This is a genomic window from Salmonella sp. SAL04214, assembly GCF_046550615.1.
GTDB classification, from domain to species: Bacteria; Pseudomonadota; Gammaproteobacteria; order Enterobacterales; family Enterobacteriaceae; genus Salmonella; species Salmonella enterica.
This window is the reverse complement of sequence record NZ_JBGDXT010000011.1, coordinates 83,849-105,378: the sequence shown is the minus strand read 5'-3', so window position 1 is coordinate 105,378 and position 21,530 is coordinate 83,849. Positions and strand designations below refer to the sequence as shown.

At 50.9% G+C, this 21,530-nt stretch carries 22 protein-coding genes and 1 other annotated feature; of the genes, 14 read left to right on the top strand and 8 right to left on the bottom strand.

Annotation, left to right across the window (positions count from 1 at the left end; all coding sequences use genetic code 11):
* Window positions 1–111 precede the first annotated feature (111 nt).
* Window positions 112–1,467 carry a 6-phospho-beta-glucosidase gene (locus ACLJQD_RS18030; RefSeq protein WP_000078778.1) on the top strand — a complete coding sequence of 452 codons (1,356 nt, stop codon included), beginning with the start codon at window positions 112–114 and terminating at the stop codon, window positions 1,465–1,467.
* Window positions 1,468–1,479: 12 nt separating this feature from the next.
* Window positions 1,480–2,238, top strand: a complete 759-nt coding sequence (gene chbG, locus ACLJQD_RS18025; RefSeq protein WP_000442730.1) for a chitin disaccharide deacetylase — start codon at window positions 1,480–1,482, stop codon at window positions 2,236–2,238.
* A 43-nt stretch (window positions 2,239–2,281) separates the two neighbouring features.
* Here chbG and katE read toward each other — a convergent pair whose 3' ends face one another.
* Window positions 2,282–4,534: a catalase HPII gene (gene katE / locus ACLJQD_RS18020; RefSeq protein ID WP_000019101.1), complete on the bottom strand. Its 2,253-nt coding sequence runs from the start codon at window positions 4,532–4,534 to the stop codon at window positions 2,282–2,284.
* 216 nt (window positions 4,535–4,750) lie between these two features.
* On the opposite strand from katE, the gene cedA reads away from it, so the two are divergent.
* Window positions 4,751–4,993, top strand: a complete 243-nt coding sequence (gene cedA, locus ACLJQD_RS18015; RefSeq protein WP_000977510.1) for a cell division activator CedA — start codon at window positions 4,751–4,753, stop codon at window positions 4,991–4,993.
* 102 nt (window positions 4,994–5,095) lie between these two features.
* On the opposite strand, the gene tcyP is transcribed toward cedA, so the two are convergent.
* From tcyP to hxpB, 3 genes are all read right to left on the bottom strand, one after another.
* Window positions 5,096–6,487 carry a cystine/sulfocysteine:cation symporter gene (tcyP, locus tag ACLJQD_RS18010; protein ID WP_001010654.1) on the bottom strand — a complete coding sequence of 464 codons (1,392 nt, stop codon included), beginning with the start codon at window positions 6,485–6,487 and terminating at the stop codon, window positions 5,096–5,098.
* Window positions 6,488–6,623: 136 nt separating this feature from the next.
* Window positions 6,624–7,223, bottom strand: a complete 600-nt coding sequence (locus ACLJQD_RS18005; RefSeq protein WP_000505804.1) for a metal-dependent hydrolase — start codon at window positions 7,221–7,223, stop codon at window positions 6,624–6,626.
* Between the two features lie 137 nt (window positions 7,224–7,360).
* Window positions 7,361–8,029 (bottom strand): hexitol phosphatase HxpB, encoded by a 669-nt coding sequence (gene hxpB / locus ACLJQD_RS18000; protein ID WP_017440995.1) that lies wholly within the window; start codon window positions 8,027–8,029, stop codon window positions 7,361–7,363.
* Between the two features lie 148 nt (window positions 8,030–8,177).
* On the opposite strand from hxpB, the gene ACLJQD_RS17995 reads away from it, so the two are divergent.
* Entirely contained in the window at window positions 8,178–8,714 is a 537-nt protein-coding gene (locus ACLJQD_RS17995) for a YniB family protein (RefSeq protein ID WP_017440996.1), read from the top strand.
* 42 nt (window positions 8,715–8,756) lie between these two features.
* Here ACLJQD_RS17995 and ACLJQD_RS17990 read toward each other — a convergent pair whose 3' ends face one another.
* The 3 genes from ACLJQD_RS17990 to pfkB form a co-directional block, all read right to left on the bottom strand.
* Entirely contained in the window at window positions 8,757–9,617 is an 861-nt protein-coding gene (locus ACLJQD_RS17990) for a fructosamine kinase family protein (RefSeq protein ID WP_000267686.1), read from the bottom strand.
* Between the two features lie 106 nt (window positions 9,618–9,723).
* Window positions 9,724–10,014 carry a type V toxin-antitoxin system endoribonuclease antitoxin GhoS gene (ghoS, locus tag ACLJQD_RS17985; RefSeq protein WP_000146133.1) on the bottom strand — a complete coding sequence of 97 codons (291 nt, stop codon included), beginning with the start codon at window positions 10,012–10,014 and terminating at the stop codon, window positions 9,724–9,726.
* A 96-nt stretch (window positions 10,015–10,110) separates the two neighbouring features.
* On the bottom strand, window positions 10,111–11,043 hold the full coding sequence (gene pfkB / locus ACLJQD_RS17980) for a 6-phosphofructokinase II (RefSeq protein WP_000251707.1): 933 nt from the start codon (window positions 11,041–11,043) through the stop codon (window positions 10,111–10,113).
* A gap of 288 nt (window positions 11,044–11,331) precedes the next feature.
* On the opposite strand from pfkB, the gene ACLJQD_RS17975 reads away from it, so the two are divergent.
* Window positions 11,332–12,090, top strand: coding sequence for a YdiY family protein (locus tag ACLJQD_RS17975; RefSeq protein ID WP_000770981.1), 759 nt, complete (start codon window positions 11,332–11,334; stop codon window positions 12,088–12,090).
* A 48-nt stretch (window positions 12,091–12,138) separates the two neighbouring features.
* Here the strand turns inward: ACLJQD_RS17975 and ACLJQD_RS17970 are convergent, their stop codons facing one another.
* The gene (locus ACLJQD_RS17970; RefSeq protein ID WP_001046434.1) at window positions 12,139–13,098 is read right to left on the bottom strand and encodes a lipid A deacylase LpxR family protein; all 960 of its coding nucleotides are present in this window, start codon (window positions 13,096–13,098) and stop codon (window positions 12,139–12,141) included.
* 142 nt (window positions 13,099–13,240) lie between these two features.
* Between ACLJQD_RS17970 and ACLJQD_RS17965 the strand changes: the two genes are divergently transcribed.
* From ACLJQD_RS17965 to pheT, 9 genes are all read left to right on the top strand, one after another.
* Complete coding sequence (locus ACLJQD_RS17965; protein ID WP_000916604.1) at window positions 13,241–13,555, top strand: hypothetical protein; 315 nt, start codon at window positions 13,241–13,243, stop codon at window positions 13,553–13,555.
* On the top strand, window positions 13,552–14,406 hold the full coding sequence (locus ACLJQD_RS17960; RefSeq protein WP_001044094.1) for a DNA/RNA non-specific endonuclease: 855 nt from the start codon (window positions 13,552–13,554) through the stop codon (window positions 14,404–14,406). The genes ACLJQD_RS17965 and ACLJQD_RS17960 overlap by 4 nt, the downstream gene beginning before the upstream one ends.
* Before the next feature lie 259 nt (window positions 14,407–14,665).
* Window positions 14,666–16,594, top strand: a complete 1,929-nt coding sequence (gene thrS, locus ACLJQD_RS17955; protein ID WP_001144226.1) for a threonine--tRNA ligase — start codon at window positions 14,666–14,668, stop codon at window positions 16,592–16,594.
* Window positions 16,595–16,597: 3 nt separating this feature from the next.
* Complete coding sequence (gene infC / locus ACLJQD_RS17950) at window positions 16,598–17,140, top strand: translation initiation factor IF-3 (protein ID WP_001574431.1); 543 nt, start codon at window positions 16,598–16,600, stop codon at window positions 17,138–17,140.
* A 95-nt stretch (window positions 17,141–17,235) separates the two neighbouring features.
* On the top strand, window positions 17,236–17,433 hold the full coding sequence (gene rpmI / locus ACLJQD_RS17945) for a 50S ribosomal protein L35 (protein WP_001124225.1): 198 nt from the start codon (window positions 17,236–17,238) through the stop codon (window positions 17,431–17,433).
* A gap of 50 nt (window positions 17,434–17,483) precedes the next feature.
* Window positions 17,484–17,840: a 50S ribosomal protein L20 gene (gene rplT, locus ACLJQD_RS17940; RefSeq protein WP_000124850.1), complete on the top strand. Its 357-nt coding sequence runs from the start codon at window positions 17,484–17,486 to the stop codon at window positions 17,838–17,840.
* Between the two features lie 115 nt (window positions 17,841–17,955).
* Window positions 17,956–18,079 (top strand) — a sequence feature (Phe leader region).
* Window positions 17,961–18,005, top strand: coding sequence for a pheST operon leader peptide PheM (pheM, locus tag ACLJQD_RS17935; protein WP_001386830.1), 45 nt, complete (start codon window positions 17,961–17,963; stop codon window positions 18,003–18,005). (Overlaps the previous feature by 45 nt.)
* A 62-nt stretch (window positions 18,080–18,141) precedes the next feature.
* Entirely contained in the window at window positions 18,142–19,125 is a 984-nt protein-coding gene (gene pheS / locus ACLJQD_RS17930) for a phenylalanine--tRNA ligase subunit alpha (RefSeq protein ID WP_000018570.1), read from the top strand.
* 15 nt (window positions 19,126–19,140) lie between these two features.
* Complete coding sequence (gene pheT, locus ACLJQD_RS17925; protein ID WP_000672402.1) at window positions 19,141–21,528, top strand: phenylalanine--tRNA ligase subunit beta; 2,388 nt, start codon at window positions 19,141–19,143, stop codon at window positions 21,526–21,528.
* Window positions 21,529–21,530: the final 2 nt, after the last annotated feature.

Sequence of the window (21,530 nt, the reverse complement as noted above, 5' to 3'; positions counted from 1 at the left end):
TCGATTAATTACATTTCACGCTTGCCCCAATAGCGCGGGGAACGTCACGCTATTTCTTACGAGCGGGCATAGCGTAATACATATCAGTGTCATACACTGAAGGGAGATATTATGAGCCAGAAATTAAAAGTCGTCACTATTGGTGGCGGGAGCAGCTACACCCCTGAATTACTTGAAGGCTTTATTAAGCGCTACCATGAATTACCTGTCACCGAATTATGGCTGGTTGACGTTGAAGACGGGAAAGAGAAGCTGGGCATTATTTATGATCTCTGCCAGCGAATGATTGATAAAGCAGGCGTTCCGCTAAAATTGTATAAAACGCTGGATCGCCGGGAAGCGCTGAAAGACGCTAATTTTGTCACTACCCAGCTACGCGTTGGTCAACTCAAAGCCCGTGAGCTGGACGAGCGTATCCCGCTTAGCCACGGCTATCTGGGGCAAGAAACCAACGGCGCTGGCGGTTTATTTAAAGGGTTGCGTACCATTCCGGTTATTTTTGACATCATTAAGGATGTTGAAGAATTATGTCCGAATGCGTGGGTCATTAACTTTACTAACCCGGCGGGGATGGTGACGGAAGCGGTTTATCGTCATACCAACTTTAAAAAATTCATCGGCGTATGTAATATTCCTGTCGGCATGAAAATGTTTATTCATGACGTGCTGGCGCTGAATGAGAATGACGATCTTTCCATTGACCTGTTTGGTCTAAACCATATGGTCTTTATTAAAGATGTGCTGGTGAATGGCACCTCACGGTTCGCAGAATTACTGGATGGCGTGGCGTCCGGTCAGTTGAAAGCGTCCACCGTAAAAAATATCTTTGATCTGCCGTTTAGTGAAGGATTGATTCGCTCGCTGAACATGCTGCCGTGCTCTTATTTGTTGTATTACTTCAAGCAAAAAGAGATGCTGGCGATTGAAATGGGCGAATATTACAAAGGCGGCGCGCGCGCTCAGGTCGTACAAAAAGTGGAGAAACAACTCTTCGACTTGTACAAAAATCCTGAGCTAAACGTGAAGCCGAAAGAGCTTGAGCAACGCGGCGGCGCTTATTATTCCGATGCCGCTTGTGAAGTCATTAACGCTATTTATAATGACAAGCAGACTGAGCATTACGTTAATATTCCACATCATGGGCATGTCGAGAATATCCCGGCGGACTGGGCGGTGGAAATGACCTGCATTCTGGGACGCAATGGCGCGACGCCGCACCCGCGTATCACCCGTTTTGACGAAAAAGTGCTGGGGCTTATCCACACGATTAAAGGATTTGAGGTCGCGGCCAGCAATGCGGCGCTGAGCGGAAACTTTAATGATGTGCTGCTGGCGCTTAACCTGAGTCCGCTGGTGCATTCCGACCGCGACGCAGAAGTCCTGGCGCGTGAGCTCATTCTGGCACATGAAAAATGGTTGCCTAATTTTGCCGCTTGCATCGAAGCGCTTAAAGGTAAGCACCACTGACAGAGGTAGGCTATGGAACGCGTGTTGATTGTGAATGCCGATGATTTTGGCCTGAGTAAAGGGCAAAATTACGGCATTGTTGAAGCATATCGCAACGGCGTTGTGACCTCCACGACGGCGCTGGTCAATGGCGAGGCTATTGACCATGCGGCGCAGCTTAGCCGCGAGCTGCCTGCGCTTGGGGTGGGAATGCATTTTGTTTTGACGTTAGGCAAACCGGTGTCAGAGATGCCGGGCCTGACGCGAGACGGCCTGTTGGGGAAATGGATCTGGCAAATGGCGGAGGAGGATACGCTTCCGCTGGATGAAATTGCGCATGAACTGGCGTGTCAGTATCAGCGTTTCATCGACGTATTTGGCCGCGAGCCAACGCATCTCGACAGTCACCATCATGTGCATATGTTCCCGCAAATTTTCCCCATCGTCGCCCGCTTTGCGGCGCAGCGCGGGATTGCGTTACGTATTGACCGCCAGACGGTGTTGAACGCAGACGATCTGCCGTCGGATTTGCGCAGCACTCAAGGATTTAGTAGTGAATTTTACGGCGAGGAGATCACCGAAGCGTGCTTTTTACGCATTCTGGATGCCTCGGCGCATCGAGGAGAAGCCTCTCTGGAGGTGATGTGTCATCCGGCGTTTGTGGACAACATTATTCGCCAGAGCGCCTATTGTTACCCCCGCTTAACTGAACTGGAGGTATTGACGTCTGCGTCACTCAAGGCAGCGATTGCGGAACGTGGATATCGTCCTGGCAGTTTTCTTGATATTTAGCTCCTGAGTTTGCGGCGCAAGAATGCGCCGCATTTTTTGCCGTTTATGCAGGAATCGCGTTAATTTTCCCCGCACGCGACCAGACACGGTGTGCCGCCATCAGCGTCAGCAGAGTGTCCATAAAGTGGTGGTCAACGTTATCTGCCTCAACAAGTCCTTCTTCCCCCTGGCTATCAATGTTTAAAAGCGCCTTAAACCGTCGGGCGTCGCCTGCCAGTGCGATGGGCTTCAGATGTTTGTAGGCTTCCAGAAGGTAGTAACGAGCATCGCCGCAACTCTCGATATCGGCAATATTGCCGCACGGTACTATTACCGCATCGACCGTTAGCGACGGCGCGCCGGCAAAGGTTGCCGCAATAGTTAATGTTGAACCGTCATCAGCCGTTACTTCACCCATCCGTGAATAGAGCAGTTTTGCGTGGACGCCTTTGGCTTTTAAAGCCTGCAAAATGGTCAGCAGATCGGCGGCGTTAACCTTATCGTTCAGCAGGATAGCGACCACGCGGCCTTTAACATCGCCGTCCGGCACCGCATACAGGCTGAGCGCCGGATCTTTTTTCAGACCGTTGACATCAGGAGGCGGGGCAATTTGCGTTTGCTCATGGGTGAGTGCAAAACCGAGATTATGCGCGACGCCCTCAGCCAGCGTAACATCAATATGCGCTAACTGATCGACCACCCGCTCCCGAATATACGCGCGGGCGACTTTACCCAGTTCAAAGCTGAACGCGTCAATAATATGCTGCTGTTCTATCGGCGTCTGACTGAGCCAGAACAGGCGAGGATGCGAGTAATATTCACCGAAAGAGGGGCTGCGTTCGCGGATTTTATTGCCATCCACGCGTTCCTGGTATGATTCGAAGCCGCCGCGTTTTGGCGCTGGCGGCGTTTCGCGCGGCCAGTTGTCATTAATGGAGTTCGGTTCATAGTTCGCCGGATTGGTGTCGATATCCATCCGGTGCATACCGTCACGCTGGAAGTTATGGTAGGGGCAGGTAGGGCGGTTAATCGGAATTTCGTGGAAGTTTGGCCCGCCCAGACGACTGATTTGCGTGTCGGTATAAGAGAACAGACGCCCCTGTAACAGCGGATCGTTGGTAAAATCAATGCCGGGAACAATATGCCCTGGATGAAATGCCGCCTGTTCGTTTTCAGCGAAAAAGTTATCCGGATTACGGTTTAACACCATTTTGCCGACGCGTTGTACTGGCACCAACTCTTCCGGAATCAGTTTGGTCGGATCGAGCAGATCAAAATCGAATTTAAATTCATCCTCTTCGGCAATGAGTTGTAGGCCCAGCTCGTATTCCGGGAAATCGCCCGCTTCGATGGCCTCCCACAGATCCCGGCGGTGAAAATCCGGATCGCGACCGGTCAGTTTTTGTGACTCATCCCACACCAGCGAGGCTTTACCTGCCAACGGTTTCCAGTGGAAACGGACAAAGGTCGCTTTCCCTTGTGCATTGATCAGACGGAAGGTGTGAATGCCGAACCCTTCCATCGTCCGATAACTCCGTGGAATACCGCGATCCGACATTGCCCACATGACGTTGTGCAGCGTCTCAGGCTGTAAGGAAACATAGTCCCAGAAGGTGTCGTGCGCGCTCTGTCCTTGCGGAATAGCCCAATGTGGTTCGGGCTTAACGGCGTGCACAAAATCCGGAAACTTATGCGCATCCTGGATAAAAAAGATCGGCGTGTTATTACCGACGAGATCGAAAATTCCCTCTTCGGTATAAAATTTGGTCGCAAAACCGCGGATATCACGTACGGTATCAGCAGACCCTGCGCCGCCCTGTACTGTCGAAAAGCGAACAAAGACCGGGGTAATTTTCTGTGGATCGCACAGAAACGCGGCTTTCGTGATGTCGCTCAGGTCTTTATATGGCTGGAAATAGCCGTGCGCTGCAGATCCGCGGGCGTGAACGATCCTCTCCGGGATACGCTCATGGTCAAAGTGGGTAATTTTCTCGCGCAGGATAAAATCTTCCAACAGCGTAGGGCCACGGCTGCCGGCGCGAAGAGAATTTTGATCGTCGGCGATGCGCACGCCCTGATTGGTGGTCAGCGCATAATTTTCGCTGCCTTTACGAAAGGCGTCGAGGGCAGTGAGCTTATCATTCGCGGTCTCGGGCGCTTTTAAGCTGCCGGGGGCCGTTGGTTGCGCGCCCGGCGGCGTCGGTTCTGGCGTGGGGCGATGTGAACCGTCTGACGGCGCCAGGGAGTCCAGGCCGGGCTGTGATTCACGGGTATCATGCACGGGGGACTGATGGGGGGATTTCTCATTATGCGACATTGAACTCGTCTCCTGCTTTCATCACTGAAATGGGCGTGGTAGTAGTCAAAATCACTCTAACTATAGAACATTTCAGCAATTATGCCGGGGGAGAGCGGAACGGCAGACAGGGTATAACGGGGAAATCGCACGCGCGGAACAGGACGTCGGGGGCGAAGATCGGCTAAAATAGTGTTTTTCTGATTTTTAGCCTTAGCCTCTTTTAGTGAAGCATTAATGATGAAACCTCTTCGCCAGCAAAATCGCCAGATTATTAGCTATATTCCGCGTGTTGAACCCGCGCCGCCGGAACATGCGATAAAAATGGATACGTTTCGCGACGTCTGGATACTGCGCGGTAAATATGTTGCCTTTGTTCTGACGGGGGAGTCATTTCAACGGTCGCCCGCCTTTAGCGTGCCAGAATCGGCGCAGCGTTGGGCGAATCAGGTTCGCCAGGAAAACGAAATCGCTGACTAAGAAAAAAACAAAACGCCGGTACTGGAGACCGGCGTTTTTAGTGACAGACATTTTGAGTTGCTGATCGTCATGTCTCAGACGATGTGAACGCCCGATAATGTATTATCGATGCGCCAGTTCAGCGTCTTCTTCGCTATCGAGAATGGTTTTATCGGTCTGCTTCAGCCACTGGCTGGTAAGCGTACCCGCGGTCATTGAGCCGCTCACGTTCAGTGCGGTACGGCCCATATCAATCAACGGTTCGACGGAGATTAACAGCGCGACCAGCGTGACCGGTAAGCCCATGGCAGGCAGCACAATCAGCGCGGCGAAGGTCGCGCCGCCGCCAACGCCGGCAACACCCGCCGAACTTACGGTAACGATACCCACCAGCGTGGCTATCCATACGGGGTCTAAGGGGTTGATGCCGACCGTCGGCGCAACCATTACCGCCAACATCGCAGGATAAAGACCGGCACAACCGTTTTGGCCGATGGTCGCGCCAAAAGAGGCAGCAAAGCTGGCGATGGACTCCGGCACGCCCAGGCGGCGGGTTTGCGCTTCGACATTGAGTGGAATGGAGGCGGCGCTGGAGCGGCTGGTAAAGGCAAATGTCAGCACCGGCCACACCTTGCGGAAATATTTCAGCGGGCTAATCCCGTTCACGCCCAATAGTATGCCGTGAACCACAAACATTATCGCCAGACCAAGATATGACGCTACCACGAAGCTTCCAAGCTTAATGATGTCCTGCAAATTAGAGCCGGCAACCACTTTCGTCATCAGCGCCAGTACGCCGTAAGGCGTAAGTTGCATCACCAGACGCACCAGCTTCATCACCCAGCTTTGCAGGGTATCGATAGCAACAAGCACACGCTCGCCTTTTGGCGCATCATCTTTCAGCAGTTTAAGCGCGGCCACGCCCAGGAATGCGGCGAAAATCACCACGCTGATAATAGACGTAGGATTGGCGCCAGTCAGATCCGCAAACGGATTTTTCGGTACAAAAGACAGCACCAGTTGCGGCACGCTGAGATCGGCCACTTTGCCGACATAGCTCGTCTCAATGGCATTCAGACGCGCGGTTTCCGCTCCGCCCTGAACCAGACCTTCCGCCGTCAGTCCGAACAGATTGGTGACCAGCACGCCCACCAGCGCTGCGATAAGGGTAGTAAACAGCAGCGTGCCGATAGTCAGAAAACTGATTTTCCCCAATTGAGAGGCGTTATGCAGTCGTGCCACGGCGCTTAAAATAGAGGCGAATACCAGCGGCATCACAATCATTTGTAGCAATTGCACATAGCCGTTGCCGACAATATTGAACCACTGAATGGAGTCTTTTAACACCTGACTGTCAGCGCCATAAATGGTGTGCAGGGCCAGACCAAAGATCACGCCCATCACAAGGCCGACAAGCACTTTTTTAGCCAGACTCCACTGTTTATGACGGGCCTGCGCCAGTACAAACAGCAGAATGACGAACACCGCAATGTTCGCAATTAATGGAAAATTCATCCCCGTTCTCCTGATTTTTTTATTATGAAGCGCTGTGTTTTAGCGATTCTGTTCGCGCAAGATTAGCAGAACTGTGAGCTGGCTTTTATATTCAAATGGAATGGTTTATGCCAAAAATGACTTTGGCGTTGATTTACTAATCAATCTGGTGATTTATAAAACGATTGAACTGCATTTGCAGGATAGTGATCATCTGCGAAGACCAGCGTATGACGTTGTTTTCCGGCATGGACTGCGGCATCCACACCGCCCAGGCAAACAACGCCATACATAAAAATCGCTCCAGTTGATTGCCTTTGCGCGGCGCCAGAATAGGCAGGCGGAAACGCCAGCGGCACGGCCACAGTAAGGGAACGCCTGCGGGGGTGAGCATATCCGCGACGATATGGCTTAAATAGCCGAGTACCATGCCTTGCAGCGCATCCGCCGGGATAATCCACGTATCCGGAACCTTGAGATAAAAGGTCGCCAGTAGGGCAAAGACCGCCAGCAGACTATGGGTAAACCCCCGGTGACCGAATGCGCGGGCGATCGGTTTCGATACCCATTTCAGGCGCTGACCAAGAAAAGATTTGGGGTGGTCGATATCCGGCAGCAGACAGGTCAAAATAGCCGAAGGAATAATATGCCACCAGTCGCCGTGCGCAAGGACGGGCGTTAACTCGGCATTCTTGGCGAAAACCGCGCTGGCTATAGAAAAAAGAAGATGTCCTTCCGCCGTCATGATAAAACCCATTAAACTGTCAATTCATACAGTATAGGGTTTTTATACAGTAGGCGGAAGTGGTGACGTTGTAACTCTTTGTCTCTGTCAAAGCCGCTTGCCGTCTGGCTCAGCGGCTAATTGCCCGTTGACTTTGTTTCGGAAACATCTTAACCGAGTAGATGCGTCGCCGTCAGCTCTGTCAGCGAGTTAAGTTTGACATTCGCCAGCGCAAAGCGCGGATCATGCTGGTTTTCTTCTGCTGGCACCACAATGGCGCGCATTCGCGCCGCCTTTGCCGCGATTAGACCATTCACCGAATCCTCCAGCGCCACGCAGGTTAATGGATCAACGCCTAATTTGGCCGCACAATCCAGATAGACCTGCGGGTGCGGTTTGCTGTAGGGCAATTTTTCCGCAGAAGCCAGCGCGTCAAAACTGTCGCGCAGTTCAAACATGGTGAGCACTTTTTCCAGCATATGCAGCGGCGATGCCGAGGCAAGCCCCACTAATAACCCCTGCGCTTTACACAGCGCCACGGCCTCGCGCACACCCGGCAAAAGAGGGCGCGTCTCTTCGATAAGCGTAATCGCGCGGGCAATAACACGGTTTGTCACTTCCTGGCGATCGGGGCCGCTCCACGGTTGCTGCGCAAACCAGAGATCGACAACCATATCAATGCGTAGCCCAAGCGTGTCTGGTAACTCATGGCGCCGAGTAATATCTACGCCTAAACTTGCCATCACGTCCAGTTCAGCGCGATCCCAGAGCGGTTCGGAATCGATCAGTAGTCCATCCATATCGAAAATTGCAGCAAGAATTTGACGTGGGGTTGACATCACAACCTCTCCTGTTGAGATTAAAAAATAACGAATTAAGCGTTCATTATGACCATGTTCTTAGTATATCGCCCTTAAAGATCAGGCGAAAACGAGAATCAACAGGTAGACTTAGGCCAAAACGACGCGTCTTTATCAAGGGGAACTCATGACGTATCAACAAGCTGGACGCATTGCAATCCTAAAAAGAGTTGTTGGGTGGGTTATTTTTATTCCGGCACTGCTTTCCACGCTCATCTCAGTCCTTAAATTTATGTATGCGCACAGTGAAAAGCAGGAGGGGATAAATGCGGTAATGCTGGATTTTACCCACGTAATGATAGACATGATGCGCGTGAATACGCCGTTTCTGAATGTTTTTTGGTACAACTCGCCGACGCCGAATTTTCAGGGAAGCCTGAATATCGGTTTCTGGCTCATTTTTATTCTGATTTTTGTCGGGCTGGCGATGCAGGATTCCGGCGCCAGAATGAGCCGCCAGTCACGTTTTTTACGTGAAGGCGTGGAAGATCAGTTGATCCTGGAAAAAGCAAAAGGCGCGGACGGGCTAACGCGTGAGCAGATAGAGTCACGTATCGTGGTGCCGCACCATACCATCTTTTTACAGTTTTTCCCGCTCTATATTTTGCCGGTCATTATTATCGTGCTCGGCTACTTTTTCTTTTCCTTGTTAGGCTTCATGTAAACTGAAAAATGCCGGATAGCCCGTATCCGGCATGGGCTGTACCTATACCGCAAGCAGCCGATCCATCGCTTTTTGCGCAGTAGCCAGGTGCTGACCGCCAAACAGCCTTGCCCGATTAAGCAGGGTGTAGAGCTGGTAAATCGGCTGCCTGTCGAGAAAATCCAGCGGTAGCGGCGAAACGGACTGATAGCCGTCATAAATCTGCGGTGGCTGATCGGTATGCAGTGGCAGCATCGCCAGATCGCATTCTCTGTCGCCCCAATAGCAGGCTGGATCGAAGATATAGGGGCCGTCAGGGCCAAGCGCGCAGTTCGCCGACCATAGATCGCCATGCAAAAGAGAAGGCTGCGGTTGATGCGACGCCAGACGTTGCTGAACATGTTCAACAATGGCGTCAATATTACCAAAGGTAATGCCTTTTTCCGCGGCGAGTTCAAGTTGCCAGCCAATGCGCTGTTCGGCGAAAAAAGTCGACCAACGGCGTTGCCAGGTATTCGGCTGCGGCGTGGTAGAGAGCGCGTTGTCAAAATCGAGGCCGAATTGAGGTTGGTCGCTCCATTGGTGCAGGCGCGCCAGCTGTTGCCCAAGAATAAACGCATTATGGGCATCCAGCGGGCGGGGCGAGAGGTAGTCCATGACTAAAAAGCTGTAATCCCGGTCCGAACCTACCGCCCATACCTTAGGCACAACAACGGTTTTACTGCGGGAGAGCAGCTCCAGCTGATCGGCTTCAGCGGTAAAACCGCGAAGCATTTCTCGTTCATCGCACTTTACGAAAAAATCATGGCCTGCATAACGTAAATGCCATGCGGCATGAACTTCTCCGCCTGGCAGTTCATTACGCAGTTCGATTTCGCCTTCACCGACTTGCTCGCTTAAAAGACGACTGATAGCTTGCCACATAATGTCTCTCCCCACGTTGTCTGCCAGATCATAAGGTTAGCGCAAAAATGCGGTTAAAAAATACGAACTAACGCACATCGCGGACGCGCCGCGGCGGGAATGGCACTTATTGTGCGTTTTTACTCCACGCCTCCCAGGTCGCCACGGTAATGTCGACATCCTTATCTAACGCGCTTTTCGCAAGTCCGGCGACAAGCGCTTTGATTTCATCAGCGCTCTGAGCGCTAACAAAGCCAAACGTATTAGTGCCGAGCTCATGCACATTCCCTTCATCGTCCGTTAATGTCAGCAAAAAACCGCTACGCGTCAGATGGTTATTGAGTTCGTTAATCTCGGTCAGGGAATCTTCATGGAAGGTTACGGTAATAACATAACGGGTAATATCGCCACTGGCCATCGTTCACCTCGTTGGGAGCAACTGTGTTTTTAACAGCGGCGGATGCGCCGACCGTTAACCGATTTTCCGGTATCCCCCTCGGCGAGGGGGAAACGATTATTGCGCGGAAAGATAGGCGTATATTTTTTGGGTATCGTCACGAGAACACAGACGCGTACCTTGATTGAGCGTAGCGGCGCTGCCTGCCGCCACACCGAAGCGCACCATCTCTTCCAGCGACGCGTCTTGCGCCAGTTTTAACGTCATCGCGCCCACCATACTGTCGCCTGCGCCAACAGTACTTTGACTTTTCACCGGGGGAGGAACAACCTGGATGCAATTCTCACTGTCTATGCCCAGCGCCCCTTGCGGCCCCAGAGAGACCACTACCCGGCGAGCCTTGCCGCTTTGCACTAATTCCTGGGCCGCTTTACGCACATCATCAGGCTGCGTCAGATCGCGATTGACTAACGCGCTCAATTCTTTCAGGTTAGGTTTCACCAGTTCGATATCGCCAAGCGCCAACGCAGCGGTGAGCGCGTCGCCAGAGCTATCAATAATGCAGCGAATGCCTTGCTTCTGCGCGGCGGAAATCAGTTGCGTGAGTTTCTCGACCTTAACGCCGGGCGGAAGGCTGCCGCTGATAACCAGAATTGCCCCGGATTCAATTTCCAGTACCTGTTCTTCAAGCTGGCGAAATTCGTCATCGTCCAGCGTGGCGCCGGGCATAACAAAACGATATTGTTCGCCGCTGGACTCGACGTGGACGTGCAGGTTCTGACGCGTCCAGTCCTTCGCATCGACGGTAGACACGGGGACATTTTCGTCAGCCAGTAGTGCGACCAGATGTTCGCCGGTAGCGCCGCCAGCCGGGAAAATTGCGGTCGCGGTGCCGCCAAGATGCGCAATGGCGCGAGCGACATTAATACCCCCGCCGCCGGGTTCGAATACCGGCGCGGAGCACCGCAGTTTACCTTCGGGATAAATTTGCGGCGTGATTGTTGCGCTATCGAGAGAGGGCGCAAGCGTCAACGTATAGATACGTACCATCGTTACCTCCTGTTAGGCTGATTTCAGTCTGGCACTTAATCCCCGGAAAGTGAAGGAATTAACAATATGATTTTCCGGATCTTTATTTAAAGAAGTACGATGTAAAGTTATATAAATAAAAGAATGCTTCGGGAGGGTTCTTATTCAAAAAATGAAATAGTAATTGATTGCTATGTTATTCGGGGCTTCTTATAATTCGCTACCTTTCCAGGGGCGTTTGTCATTGATCCCTATGAAAGTTTCCGGGACCGTCGTGGTCTCTTTTTTAGTTGTACGGACTCTATATAAATGAAGCTTTTGAAGGCAGTACCCGCTGTAGTTATGCTGGCGGGTGGCGTGTTCGCGTCTTTGTATGCCGCCGCCGATGATTCCGTTTTTACTGTCATGGATGATCCCTCTACCGCGAAAAAACCTTTTGAAGGTAATCTGAATGCGGGCTACCTTGCTCAGTCAGGCAATACTAAAAGTTCTTCCTTAACGGCTGACACGGCGATGACCTGGTATGGACAACGTACCGCCTGGTCATTATGGGGCAATGCCAGCAATACCTCCTCTAATGATGAACGCTCTTCAGAAAAATATGCGGTAGGCGCGCGTAACCGTTTTAATATGACGGATTATGATTATACCTTTGGCCAGGCCAGTTGGCTGACAGACCGTTTCAACGGTTATCGTCAGCGCGACGTACTGACCGCCGGTTACGGGCGGCAGTTCCTTAATGGTCCAGTGCACAGCTTCCGTTTTGAATTCGGTCCAGGGGTTCGCTATGACGAACATACGGACGATACCACTGAAACGCAGCCGTTGGGTTATGCTTCCGGCAGCTATGCCTGGCAGTTAACTGACAATGCTAAGTTTACACAGGGGGTGTCAGTATTTGGCGCAGAAGACACCACACTAAATTCGGAAACAGCCCTCAATGTCGCCATTAACGAACATTTTGGTCTAAAGGTGGGGTATAATTTAACGTGGAACTCGCAGCCGCCTGAATCAGCGCCTGAACATACCGATCGCCGCACTACGGTAACGCTGGGCTATAAGATGTAATATTGTACCGGGTTACATTACGTAACCCGGTTATTCCGTGGTGACGCTTCAGAAGAAGAAGGTGATGTCGCCGTTGATATAAGAATAGTCGTCTCCGGTGCGAAATTCCGACGTGACTTTGTTTAAAGAAAGAGAGAATGCGACGGGAGAATAGCCGATGGTAGCACCGACGCGATATTCATCCACGGTTTTATTAATATCCACCGTTTCCATTTTTGTTTGCAGCGTTTTCCCCTGTAACGTGTAGTTTTTATCAACTTCCCTGCGCTCAACGCCAGCAAATACTTTATAGATCAATCCCTCTTTTTGAGTGTGTATTAACCCTCGGCGGGACAGTAACCCAAACCCATTATCAGAGTTGAAGGTCTTATCATTTCCCAGCGCAACGGTTGCGCCGTACCCCAAATACTGGAAGAGATTGCCGCCGACAGCAGAGACTTCTGGATAGAAGCCCACATTGACACCCAGAATATCAATAGCTGGCGTAAGGGAGACCATTCCTTTTGCCGTGTAACCATAACGGTTTTCAATTTGATCCTGCCAGGCAGGGTATTTTTCTGCGCCTATTATTCGATGCGCCCGATTCTGAACCTCCTGACCGCCTGCGTCAGGACCAATAACGCCGATATCGGTACCTAAACGATAACGTAACCAATTGGTGGCTAATGAATTCCACTCCAGTCCGGTATGAAGAAAGGCGCTGAACGCGCGGTCGCCTTTGACGGCTTCAGGTTTTCTCTTATTGGCACCTGATGGAGAATAAATATCTTGCGCGATATGAAAAGAGAGTTGACTGGCGTCAGTGAGATCGTGGCTGTAGCCTAAAAAGAGCCCGGCAGTATAATCACCCCGGTCTGCAGCCTTGTGCCCATAAAGGGCATTTAAGGATGGTTGAAATATACCTGCATCATCATTCGCCACTGAAATAGCAAGGCTACTGGCATTGGCCATTGTGGTCGTACTGAGTATGGCGGCAATCATCGTTGCGCAATAGCTGTATTTGTTCACTTTTTACCCCTGAATATGAAAGTGAATACTCTTATTTTTACAAAGTAATAAGCACAGCAGCATGATGCGCAGTGCTTATTAAACCTTTAAATATAACTAAACTCCTGCCAGCAGCGAGTCATTGAGAGGATACGTTGCCTTAATGTTGAAAAATGGTGTTGAAAAACATGCGTCAGATATTATTGAATATCCATTTTTCATTCGCTATCTGAGTGCGAGAAATTATTGGCTTCACGATTATGCATATAATACGATGTTTTTTGGTATCAATATGAATATCACGTTGTATTCTTTTGAGCTCATTTTCTATGATGGCTTCGATGTTTATCTGTTATTAATTTTTACCGTGATAGTGTTGTCTTTAATGATGAGAGTATCTAACGGCTGGCAGGGTAATATAACCAAATTATTACTATCTGAATTATTAGGGCAGTTATTATTAAGGAAGCAAAAGTGAATAAGACCATTAATCTGCTAAAATTACTGCCCGTAGTATTATTAAGCGCATGTACTACATCGTATCCTCCCCAGGATACAACATCGGCACCCGAGTTACCCCATCGTAACGTACTCGTTCAGCAACCTGATAACTGTAGCGTTGGCTGTCCTCAAGGAGGAAGTCAACAAACAATCTATCGCCATGTCTATACGCTCAATAATAATAGCGCCACGAAATTTGCCAACTGGGTTGCCTATAGCGTGACAAAGACCAGCCAGGCAAGCGGTCGCCCGCGGAACTGGGCGCAGGACCCCGATTTACCGCCCTCGGATACGTTGGCCCCTTCGGCCTATAAAAATGCCCATACGCTATTAAAAGTCGACAGGGGACACCAGGCGCCGTTGGCAGGATTGGGCGGCGTTTCGGACTGGCCGTCGTTAAATTATTTATCGAATATTACGCCGCAGAAATCCGCCCTGAACCAGGGAGCATGGGCTGCACTGGAAAACCGGGTGCGCGAACTTGCCAAACAGGCTGATGTATCTGTAGTGCACGTAGTGACCGGCCCCCTTTTTGAGCGGCATATCGCCACATTGCCAGAAGATGCGACGGTAGAAATTCCCAGCGGGTACTGGAAGGTTTTATTCACCGGAACGGCGCCGTCAAAAAGTGAAGGAAATTACGCTGCGTTTATTATGGATCAGAATACGCCCCGTTCGGCGAATTTTTGCGACTATCAGGTTACCGTGGAGGCTATCGAACATAAAACGAAGCCAGTGCTGACGCTGTGGTCTGCCTTGCCTGAAGCGGTAGCCAGCGAGGTGAAAACAACAAAGGGGAGTCTGGCGCAGAGGTTAGGTTGTCGATGAGAAGCGCTATACAGCGCGTGGAAAGATAACGGAGATACCCTGTCAAGGGTCTTGATTTGCTACAGAGTGATGCAATCTCCCTTTTTTTAGTGTTACCATCGTCATGCCGGACGAAAATAGAGATTTTCGTCTGTGTCGAAGGTTGTGCGCCAATTTAGCAATGGTTGGCTAGATGGATACACAACTCACTGTCAATAAATTCATTTTCTCTTTGTATGTGATCTTGCGTATGGGTCACCACTGCAAATAAGGATATTACATGCCTGTTATTACTCTTCCTGATGGCAGCCAACGCCATTATGACCACCCTGTAAGCCCGATGGATGTTGCTCTGGACATTGGTCCTGGCCTGGCGAAAGCCACCATTGCGGGCCGTGTGAATGGCGAGCTGGTTGATGCTTCCGATCTGATTGAAAATGATGCGACGCTTTCCATCATCACCGCAAAAGATGAAGAGGGTCTGGAGATCATTCGTCACTCTTGCGCGCATCTGTTAGGTCACGCAATCAAGCAACTTTGGCCGCACACGAAAATGGCGATCGGCCCGGTTGTCGACAACGGTTTTTACTATGACGTTGATCTTGACCGCACGCTAACTCAGGAAGATGTCGAAGCGCTCGAAAAGCGGATGCATGAGCTCGCCGAGAAAAATTACGACGTTATCAAGAAGAAAGTCAGCTGGCACGAAGCGCGTGAAACCTTCGTGAAGCGTGGTGAAAGCTACAAAGTTTCCATTCTTGATGAAAACATTGCTCATGATGACAAGCCAGGCTTGTACCATCATGAAGAATATGTCGACATGTGTCGTGGTCCGCACGTGCCGAATATGCGTTTCTGCCATCACTTTAAACTGATGAAAACTGCCGGCGCATACTGGCGCGGTGACAGCAATAATAAGATGTTGCAGCGTATTTACGGTACGGCATGGGCAGATAAAAAAGCCCTGAACGCTTATCTGCAGCGCCTGGAAGAGGCCGCAAAACGCGACCACCGTAAAATTGGTAAGCAGCTCGACCTGTATCATATGCAGGAAGAAGCGCCGGGCATGGTGTTCTGGCATAACGACGGCTGGACTATCTTCCGCGAGCTGGAGGTCTTTGTTCGTTCTAAACTCAAAGAATACCAGTATCAAGAAGTTAAAGGCCCGTTCATGATGGACCGTGTGCTGTGGGAAAAAACCGGGCACTGGGACAACTATAAAGATGCGATGTTCACCACGTCCTCAGAAAACCGCGAATATTGCATCAAGCCGATGAACTGCCCGGGCCACGTTCAGATCTTTAACCAGGGTCTGAAATCCTATCGTGATTTGCCGCTGCGTATGGCGGAATTTGGTAGCTGCCACCGTAACGAGCCATCAGGCGCGCTGCATGGTCTGATGCGCGTACGCGGCTTTACGCAGGATGATGCGCATATCTTCTGCACCGAAGAGCAGATCCGCGATGAAGTTAACGCTTGTATTCGTATGGTCTACGATATGTACAGCACCTTTGGCTTCGAGAAGATCGTCGTCAAGCTTTCCACTCGTCCTGACAAGCGTATCGGCAGCGATGAGATGTGGGATCGTGCTGAGGCGGATCTGGCGGTTGCGCTGGAAGAAAATAATATCCCGTTTGAGTATCAACTGGGTGAAGGCGCATTCTACGGTCCGAAAATTGAATTTACCTTATATGACTGCCTCGATCGTGCATGGCAGTGCGGTACAGTACAGCTGGACTTCTCCTTACCGTCTCGTCTGAGCGCCTCCTATGTAGGCGAAGACAACGAGCGTAAGGTGCCGGTAATGATTCACCGTGCGATTCTTGGGTCGATGGAACGCTTCATCGGTATCCTGACCGAAGAGTTCGCTGGTTTCTTCCCGACATGGCTCGCGCCTGTTCAGGTAGTCGTGATGAATATTACCGATTCGCAGTCTGAATACGTTAACGAATTGACGCAGAAACTACAAAATGCGGGCATTCGTGTAAAAGCAGACTTGAGAAATGAGAAGATTGGCTTTAAAATCCGCGAGCACACTTTACGTCGTGTCCCTTATATGTTGGTCTGTGGTGATAAAGAGGTGGAAGCAGGCAAAGTTGCCGTTCGCACCCGCCGCGGTAAAGACCTGGGCAGTCTGGACGTAAATGACGTGATTGAGAAGCTGCAACAAGAGATTCGCAGCCGCAGTCTTCAACAACTGGAGGAATAAAGTATTAAAGGCGGAAAACGAGTTCAAACGGCGCGTCCGAATCGTATTAATAGCGAAATTCGCGCGCAAGAAGTTCGCTTAACAGGTCTGGAAGGCGAGCAGCTTGGTATTGTGAGTCTGAGAGAAGCTCTGGAAAAAGCTGAAGAAGCCGGAGTAGACTTAGTCGAAATCAGCCCTAACGCCGAGCCGCCGGTTTGTCGTATAATGGATTACGGCAAATTCCTCTATGAAAAGAGTAAGTCTTCTAAGGAACAGAAGAAAAAGCAAAAAGTTATCCAGGTGAAGGAAATTAAATTCCGTCCTGGGACAGATGAAGGCGACTATCAGGTAAAACTCCGCAGCCTGATTCGCTTTCTCGAAGAGGGCGATAAGGCCAAAATCACGCTGCGTTTCCGCGGTCGTGAAATGGCCCACCAGCAAATCGGTATGGAAGTGCTTAATCGCGTGAAAGACGATTTGCAAGAACTGGCAGTGGTCGAATCCTTCCCAACGAAGATCGAAGGCCGTCAGATGATCATGGTGCTTGCTCCTAAGAAGAAACAGTAAGGCCTTCAAGTAACAATTCTGTGAAGCCTTCGGGCTTCACAGGTTTTGTTCGCCTATGTTTCGTTTATTAACAATGCGAAGTGGAAGTTATTAAAATGCCAAAAATTAAGACCGTACGCGGTGCTGCTAAGCGCTTCAAAAAAACCGGTAAAGGTGGTTTTAAGCACAAGCACGCTAACCTGCGTCACATTCTGACCAAAAAAGCGACTAAACGTAAACGTCACCTGCGTCCGAAAGCCATGGTTTCTAAAGGCGATCTGGGCCTGGTTATCGCGTGCCTGCCGTACGCATAAGCCGTTAACGTTTTTAACTTTTTAATTAGAATAGATACAGGAGAGCACATATGGCTCGCGTAAAACGTGGTGTAATTGCACGCGCACGTCACAAGAAAATTTTGAAACAAGCCAAAGGCTACTACGGTGCGCGTTCTCGCGTATACCGCGTTGCCTTCCAGGCAGTTATCAAAGCTGGTCAGTATGCTTACCGTGACCGTCGTCAACGTAAGCGTCAGTTCCGTCAACTGTGGATTGCGCGTATCAACGCAGCAGCACGTCAGAACGGTATTTCTTACAGCAAATTCATCAACGGCCTGAAAAAAGCCTCTGTTGAAATCGACCGTAAGATCCTGGCTGATATCGCCGTATTCGACAAAGTCGCGTTCACCGCGCTGGTTGAAAAAGCGAAAGCAGCTCTGGCATAAGCCAGTGAAAAGAGGGAGCCTGGCTCCCTCTCTTTTATTTACTGTTCAGTGAGTTGACAATTGACCTGTAACCCTTTTCAATAAAGGATATTCGGTTTTACCACATAAGGTAACGCAAGCATGAACGCTGCTATTTTCCGTTTCTTTTTTTACTTTAGCACCTGATCCCAGGAGGCTAGCGCGTGAAAAACGAAACGAAAAACAGCGCAAAAAAGCCTCCTGATGGAGGCTTTTTTTGTATCTGAAATCGAGAGATTACGTCCAATGAACCGGTGTCTTCACCGACACAATGAGGAAAACCATGTCACATCTCGCAGAGCTGGTTGCCAATGCAGCGGCCGCCATTAACCAGGCGTCAGATGTTGCCGCGTTAGACAATGTACGCGTCGAATATTTGGGCAAGAAAGGGCATTTAACCCTTCAGATGACGACCCTACGCGATCTGCCGCCGGAAGAGCGTCCGGCAGCCGGGGCAGTCATTAACGCCGCGAAAGAGCAGGTACAACAGGCTCTTAACGCGCGTAAAGCCGAGCTGGAAAGCGCAGCGCTTAACGCCCGTCTGGCCGCTGAAACCATCGATATCTCCCTGCCGGGGCGCCGTATTGAGAACGGCGGTCTGCATCCGGTCACGCGTACCATTGACCGTATTGAAAGTTTCTTCGGCGAGCTTGGTTTTACCGTGGCGACTGGCCCGGAAATCGAAGATGACTACCATAACTTCGATGCGTTAAACATTCCGGGTCATCATCCGGCCCGCGCCGATCATGATACCTTCTGGTTTGACGCGACCCGTCTGCTGCGGACCCAGACGTCTGGCGTCCAGATCCGGACGATGAAAGCGCAGCAACCGCCGATCCGTATTATTGCGCCGGGCCGTGTATACCGTAATGACTACGACCAGACGCATACTCCGATGTTCCATCAGATGGAAGGTCTGATTGTTGATACCAACATCAGCTTCACCAACCTCAAAGGTACGCTGCACGACTTCCTGCGTAATTTCTTTGAGGAGGATCTGCAGATTCGCTTCCGTCCTTCTTATTTTCCGTTTACCGAACCTTCTGCGGAAGTGGATGTGATGGGTAAAAACGGCAAATGGCTGGAAGTGCTGGGCTGCGGGATGGTGCATCCGAATGTGCTGCGTAATGTCGGTATCGATCCGGAAATCTATTCTGGCTTCGCTTTTGGTATGGGGATGGAACGTCTGACCATGTTGCGTTATGGCGTCACCGACCTGCGTTCATTCTTCGAAAACGATCTGCGTTTCCTTAAACAGTTTAAATAAAGGCAGGATAAAACAATGAAATTCAGCGAACTGTGGTTACGCGAGTGGGTTAACCCGGCAATTGATAGCGATGCGTTGGCTAACCAGATTACGATGGCTGGCCTGGAAGTAGACGGCGTTGAGCCGGTCGCGGGAAGCTTCAATGGCGTTGTGGTTGGGGAAGTGGTTGAGTGCGCCCAGCATCCGAACGCTGACAAATTGCGTGTAACGAAAGTCAACGTTGGCGGAGAACGCCTGTTGGATATCGTCTGCGGCGCGCCAAACTGTCGTCAGGGGCTGAAAGTAGCGGTGGCCACCATTGGCGCTATTCTGCCGGGCGATTTCAAAATTAAAGCGGCGAAACTGCGCGGCGAACCGTCTGAAGGGATGCTGTGCTCCTTCTCCGAACTGGGGATTTCCGACGATCACAGCGGCATTATCGAACTGCCGGCGGATGCGCCGCTGGGTACCGATATCCGTGAATACCTGAAGCTTGACGACAATACCATCGAAATTAGCGTCACGCCGAACCGTGCGGATTGCTTAGGTATCATCGGCGTTGCGCGCGATGTGGCGGTACTGAACAAAGCGCCGCTCCAGGAGCCTGAAATGGCGCCGGTTACGGCAACCATCAGCGATACGCTGCCGATTACAGTAGAGGCCGCTGATGCGTGTCCACGCTATCTTGGCCGGGTGGTAAAAGGTATCAATGTTAACGCGCCGACGCCGCTGTGGATGAAAGAGAAACTGCGTCGCTGCGGTATTCGCTCCATCGATGCGGTGGTTGACGTCACGAACTATGTGCTGCTCGAACTGGGTCAGCCAATGCATGCTTTCGATAAAGATCGCATTGATGGCGGTATTGTCGTGCGGATGGCAAAAGAGGGTGAAACCGTCGTCCTGCTGGACGGTAGCGAAGCGACGTTAAATGCGGACACGCTGGTGATCGCCGATCACCATAAGGCGCTGGGGATAGCCGGTATTTTTGGCGGCGAACATTCCGGCGTGAACGGCGAAACGCAAAATGTGCTGCTGGAGTGTGCGTACTTTAATCCGCTGTCTATCACCGGTCGCGCTCGCCGCCACGGTCTGCATACCGATGCGTCTCATCGCTACGAGCGCGGGGTGGACCCGGCGCTGCAATATAAAGCGATAGAGCGCGCTACTCGTCTGCTTCTTGATATCTGTGGCGGTGATGCGGGTCCGATAATTGATGTGAGCAACGAAGCAACGTTGCCGAAACGCGCCACCATTACGCTGCGTCGCAGTAAACTGGATCGCCTGATCGGGCATCATATTGCGGATGAGCAGGTCAGTGATATTCTGCGTCGTCTGGGCTGTGAAGTGACCGAAGGGCAGGACGAGTGGAAAGCCGTGGCGCCGACCTGGCGTTTCGATATGGAGATTGAAGAAGATCTGGTGGAAGAGGTGGCCCGCGTTTACGGCTATAACAATATTCCGGACGAGCCAATTCAGGCCGGTTTAATCATGGGAACGCACCGTGAAGCCGATCTGTCGTTGAAGCGGGTTAAAACCATGCTGAACGACAAAGGCTATCAGGAAGTGATTACCTATAGCTTTGTCGATCCTAAAGTACAACAGCTCATCCATCCAGGCGCAGAAGCGCTGCTGCTGCCAAACCCTATCTCCGTTGAGATGTCGGCGATGCGTCTGTCGCTGTGGAGCGGATTGTTGGCGACGGTGGTCTATAACCAAAACCGTCAGCAGAATCGCGTGCGTATTTTTGAAACCGGTTTACGTTTCGTTCCGGATACACAAGCCAATCTGGGTATTCGACAGGATCTGATGCTGGCTGGCGTGATTTGCGGTAACCGCTATGATGAGCACTGGAACCTGGCAAAAGAGACCGTTGATTTCTATGATTTGAAAGGCGATCTGGAAGCAGTATTGGATTTAACCGGCAAACTGGGTGATATCCAGTTTAAGGCGGAGATGAATCCGGCTCTGCATCCGGGACAGTCTGCGGCGATTTATCTGAAAGATGAACGTATTGGTTTTATTGGGGTTGTTCACCCTGAACTGGAACGTAAACTGGATCTGAATGGTCGTACGCTGGTGTTTGAACTGGAATGGAATAAGCTCGCAGACCGTATCGTGCCGCAGGCGCGGGAGATTTCACGCTTCCCGGCCAACCGTCGCGATATTGCGGTTGTTGTTGCAGAAAACGTTCCCGCAGCGGATATTTTATCCGAATGTAAGAAAGTTGGCGTAAATCAGGTAGTTGGCGTAAACTTATTTGACGTGTACCGCGGTAAGGGTGTTGCGGAGGGTTATAAGAGCCTCGCTATCAGCCTGATCCTTCAGGATACCAACCGTACACTCGAAGAAGAGGAGATTGCCGCTACCGTCGCCAAATGTGTAGAGGCATTAAAAGAGCGATTCCAGGCATCATTGAGGGATTGAAC